Source organism: Sphingomonas sp. (genome assembly GCF_031361285.1).
Classification (GTDB): domain Bacteria; phylum Pseudomonadota; class Alphaproteobacteria; order Sphingomonadales; family Sphingomonadaceae; genus Sphingomicrobium.
Window position 1 is genome coordinate 1 of the sequence record NZ_JANMCO010000115.1, and the last position, 4,417, is coordinate 4,417.

Sequence of the window (4,417 nt, forward strand, 5' to 3'; positions counted from 1 at the left end):
AGCTTCGGCGCGACCACGTTGCGCACCCGCCATGTCCGCCGCACCGGCGCCAAGCTGATGATGCGCTTCGTCGGCAAGCACGGCATTGTCCACGAAGTGAAAATTAGCGACAGCCATTTGAAGCGCGTCGTCAAGCATTGCCAGGAATTGCCGGGGCAGATGCTGTTCCAATATGTCGATGATCATGGTGAGCCGCGGCCGATCGCTTCGGACGACGTTAACGAATATATCAAACAGGCCAGCGGCGGCGATTTCACCGCCAAGCATTTCCGCACCTGGAGCGCGAGCGTCATCGCCTTCGACCAGCTGCTCAAGAAAGCCGACGACGCGCGGATCACGGTCAAAACGGTGGTCGAGCCGGTCGCCGAAGCGCTCGGCAATACGCCGGCGATGAGCCGCAAGTCGTACGTCCACCCGGCGCTGCTCGAAGCGGTCAAGGACGACCCCCGCGATCCCTTGAACGGCCTCGAACGGCCGCGCGCCAAGGCCCGACTGTCGTCGACCGAGGTCGGCCTGCTCGACTATCTCGGTCGCGCCGGCAAGCCCGCCCGGCGCCGCAAGGCCAAGGCAGCCGAGGACGCGATTGTTACAGCAGCGGAGAAAGCCGCGGCTTGATCGCTCCCGCCGCTGCCGCCATGACGGCGGCGATGCGCGACCCATCGCACCCATGGACCGGCTTTGTGCTGTGGCTCCAGGCCAATAGCGAAGCGCTGCTGGTCGGCAGCCTGGTCGCGGCGGCGCTGATCGCTGTGATGCTGGTCCTGCGCCACATCGGCGAGCGGGTCACCGCCTCCGCCCCTGGCTACACCAGCTGGAAATCGGTCGTCGGCCGGGTGCTGGCCAAGACCAGCCTTGCCTTCATGATCCTCGCCGCGATCGAAATCGTCGCCAATTTCGCCGAGCCGCCGAAACGCATCGCCCGCTTGAGCGACATCCTGTTCATCATCGCCTTCGCGCTTCAGGGCGCGATGTGGGCGCGTGAGCTGATCCTCGGCGTCATCGGGCATCGCGTCGGCGACGATCCGCGCGAAACCACGCTCGGCAACGCGATGGCGGTGATCCGCGTCCTCGTCAGCATTGCCTTGTTCGCGATCGCGGTGATCGTCATCCTCGACAATCTCGGCGTCAACGTCACGGCGCTGGTTGCCGGCCTCGGCATCGGCGGCATCGCCATCGGCCTCGCCGCGCAGGGTATTTTCTCCGACCTGTTCGCCGCCCTTGCCATCCTCTTCGACAAGCCGTTCCGCCGCGGCGACACCATCCGCTACGACAATAGCGTCGGTACCGTTGAGCGGATCGGTCTCAAGACGACGCGGATGCGCTCGGTCACCGGCGAGCAGATGATCATGGCCAACACCAAGCTGCTCGAACGCGAGATCCACAACCTCGCCGATGGCCGCAGTCGTCGCTCGACCCTGACCTTCGGCCTCACCTACCAGACACCGCTCGACACATTGGAACGCGTGCCCGAACTGGCCCGGGCGGCGGTCGAAGCGCGCAAGGGCTGCAAGTTCGTGCGCTGCACCGTTACCAACCTTGCCCCATCGAGCCTCGAGCATGAGCTCTTGTTCGACATCGCCAGCCGCGACCAGGACGTCATCGCCGCCGATCGCTCGGCCGTGATCATGAACCTGCTCAAGACTTTCGCCGAAGAGGGTGTCGAGTTCGCCTATCCGACCCAGACCACCTTTACCGCAGGCCCCGACGGCACGCTGGTCATGCCCTATGCGGCGCCCATTACGCCGGCCAAAGCCTGATGCCCCTCGTATCGCTGAAGGAGCTGCACAGCCGGGTCGGCAGCGAAGTTGGCGTTTCCGGCTGGCTGACTATGGATCAGGCGCGGATTGACGCTTTCGCCGATACTACCGAGGACCGCCAGTTCATCCATATCGACCCCGAGGCGGCAGCTCAGACCCCGTTTGACGGCACGGTCGCGCATGGCTTCCTGTCGCTGGCAATGCTGTCGCGCATGGCCGTCGAAGGGATGCTCGTTCCTGATACTCTGAAAATGGCGGGCAATTACGGGCTCGACCGGGTCCGCTTCATCGCCCCGGTGCGGTCCGGCCAGCGCATCCGGGGCCGGTTCACGCTTGATTCGATCGAGGAAAAGGCACCGGGCCAGCTGCTGTTCCGCCATACCGTCACGGTCGAAATCGAAGGCGTGGACAAGCCGGCGCTGACCGCGCAATGGCTCGGATTGCTGTTCGTCTGAGGAGACAGTCATGACCACTCGCGACGCCGTCATCGTCTCGACCGCCCGCACCCCGATCGGGCGCGCCTACAAGGGCGCGTTCAACGCCACCCCCGGTCCGACCCTGGGCGCATTCTCGTTAAAGCCGGCGATCGAGCGCGCCGGGATCGACGCGGGCGAAATCGATGACGTGGTGTGGGGCGCGGTGCTCACGCAGGGCACGCAGTTCGGCAATATCGGCCGGATGGTCGCGCTTCGCGCCGGCTGCCCGGTCGGGGTGTCGGGGATGACGATCGATCGCCAATGCGCGTCGGGGCTGATGGCCATCGCCACCGCCGCCAAGCAGATCATTGTCGACCGGATGGAGATTGTCGCGGCCGGGGGACAGGACAGCATTTCGATGGTCCAGACGCCCGAAATGCGGATCGCCCCCGATCCGTCGCTGATGGCAATGCACCAGCACGTCTACATGCCGATGCTGCAGACCGCCGAAACGGTGTCCCAGCGCTACCGCATCGGCCGCGATCGCCAGGACGATTATGCGCTCAAAAGCCAACAGCGCACCGCCGCCGCCCAGGCCGCCGGCCGCTTCGATGCCGAGATCGTGCCGGTCACCACGACGATGATGGTCAAGGACAAGGAAACGGGCGAAGTCTCGCAGCGCGAAGTGACCATCGCCAAGGACGAAGGCAATCGCGCGGACACCACGATCGAAGGGCTCAATGCGCTCAACCCGGTGCTCGGCCCCGACACCTCGATCACCGCTGGCAATGCCAGCCAATTGTCCGACGGCAGCTCGGCATCGATCCTGATGGAGGCCAGGGAAGCCGAGCGCCGTGGCATCGCGCCGCTGGGCCGCTACGTCGGCATGGCCGTCGCCGGCACCGAGCCCGACGAAATGGGCATCGGCCCGATCGACGCGGTCAACAAGCTACTCCGGCGCTTCGACCTCAAGGTCGACGACATCGGGCTATGGGAATTGAACGAGGCGTTCGCGGTCCAGGTGCTGTACAGCGCTGAGCAGCTCGGGATCCCCGCGGACCGACTGAACGTCGACGGTGGGTCGATCTCGATCGGCCATCCCTACGGCATGTCGGGCGCCCGCCTAACCGGCCACGCTCTCATCGAAGGCAAGCGCCGCGGCGCCAAATATGTCGTCGTCACCATGTGCGTCGGCGGCGGCATGGGCGCAGCGGGCCTGTTCGAGGTGCTTTAGAGCGCTGTCTCTGTCGAGGACTGAAGCCAATGCTGATCTCATCCGGAATCCTGATTTTCATCCTGCTGGTGGCCCTGATTACCTCGCTCAAGAGCTTTGGCATCAATCAGGAATATCAGCGCGGGGTCCTGTTCCGGCTCGGACGGTTGGGCGTGATGAAGGGGCCGGGTTGGTATTGGCTGATCCCGTTCGTCGACCGCGTCGTCCGGGTCGACATGCGGACCATTACCTATCAGCTCGAAACCCAGGAAACGATCACCCGCGACGGCGTCGCTGTGCGCGTCAACGCGGTCCTGTGGTTCCGCGCCGATTCGGCGGTCAACGTCATCACCTCGGTCGAAAATTGGGTAACGGCGACCGTCCAGGCGGCCGAAACCGCGCTGCGCGATGCGATTGGCCAGAGCGAGCTCGACCACATGCTCAAGGACCGCCTGTCGATCAACGCGCGGATGCAGGAACTGCTCTCCGCCGCGTCGATGAAATGGGGCGTCGAGATCGATTCGGTCGAGATCAAGGACGTCGACATTCCCGAACAAATGCAGCGCGCGATCGCCAAGGAAGCCGAAGCGATCCGCGAGAAGCGCGCCCGGATCATCCGCGCTGAAGGCGAGCAGGAAGCGTCCCGCAAATTGTCCGAAGCCGCCGACATTATCGCCGCCTCGCCCGGCGCGCTGGAGCTGAGGCGCCTGCAAACCCTGACCGAGATCGGCGTCGAACATAATAGCACGATCATCGCCATGCTGCCCGTCGAGCTTCTCCACGCCGCGCGCAAGATCGCCGGCATGCCCGCGATCGACGAATAAGCGGCAGTGTCCGCGATCCAGCTCATCGCCCTCGCCTCTTCGGTCAGCCTGCTGGCCGGCTGGCGGCTCTACTTCGTCACGCTCGTCACCGGCCTGGCGATGAAGCTCGGCTGGATCGCCCTGCCAGAGCAACTCCACGCGCTCGACGTGCTGGCCAGCAACTGGATCCTCGGCATTGCCGCGGTCGGTACCTTCGCCGAATTCTTC

General features: G+C 64.8%; 5 protein-coding genes and 1 pseudogene. All 6 read left to right on the forward strand.

What is annotated here, in order from left to right; all coding sequences use genetic code 11:
* Window positions 1–615: pseudogene (locus RMO25_RS10250) on the forward strand (hypothetical protein); the annotation flags it as partial.
* Between the two features lie 32 nt (window positions 616–647).
* A complete protein-coding gene (locus tag RMO25_RS10255; RefSeq protein WP_309662504.1) occupies window positions 648–1,757 on the forward strand; it encodes a mechanosensitive ion channel domain-containing protein in 1,110 nt (369 codons plus the stop codon).
* On the forward strand, window positions 1,757–2,212 hold the full coding sequence (locus RMO25_RS10260; protein ID WP_309662505.1) for a MaoC family dehydratase: 456 nt from the start codon (window positions 1,757–1,759) through the stop codon (window positions 2,210–2,212). The genes RMO25_RS10255 and RMO25_RS10260 overlap by 1 nt, the downstream gene beginning before the upstream one ends.
* A 10-nt stretch (window positions 2,213–2,222) precedes the next feature.
* A complete protein-coding gene (locus RMO25_RS10265) occupies window positions 2,223–3,407 on the forward strand; it encodes an acetyl-CoA C-acyltransferase (RefSeq protein WP_309662506.1) in 1,185 nt (394 codons plus the stop codon).
* Between the two features lie 29 nt (window positions 3,408–3,436).
* On the forward strand, window positions 3,437–4,210 hold the full coding sequence (locus RMO25_RS10270; RefSeq protein ID WP_309662507.1) for a slipin family protein: 774 nt from the start codon (window positions 3,437–3,439) through the stop codon (window positions 4,208–4,210).
* Between the two features lie 6 nt (window positions 4,211–4,216).
* A partial coding sequence (locus RMO25_RS10275) for a DUF4126 domain-containing protein (protein ID WP_309662508.1) occupies window positions 4,217–4,417 on the forward strand: 201 nt, incomplete at its 3' end.

Excerpts from the sequence above, each read along its gene's own strand:
- RMO25_RS10255 (WP_309662504.1), top strand. The coding sequence starts at position 648 with ATGCGCGACCCATCGCACCCATGGACCGGCTTTGTGCTGTGGCTCCAG.
- RMO25_RS10260 (WP_309662505.1), top strand. The coding sequence starts at position 1,757 with ATGCCCCTCGTATCGCTGAAGGAGCTGCACAGCCGGGTCGGCAGCGAA.
- RMO25_RS10265 (WP_309662506.1), top strand. The coding sequence starts at position 2,223 with ATGACCACTCGCGACGCCGTCATCGTCTCGACCGCCCGCACCCCGATC.
- RMO25_RS10270 (WP_309662507.1), top strand. The coding sequence starts at position 3,437 with ATGCTGATCTCATCCGGAATCCTGATTTTCATCCTGCTGGTGGCCCTG.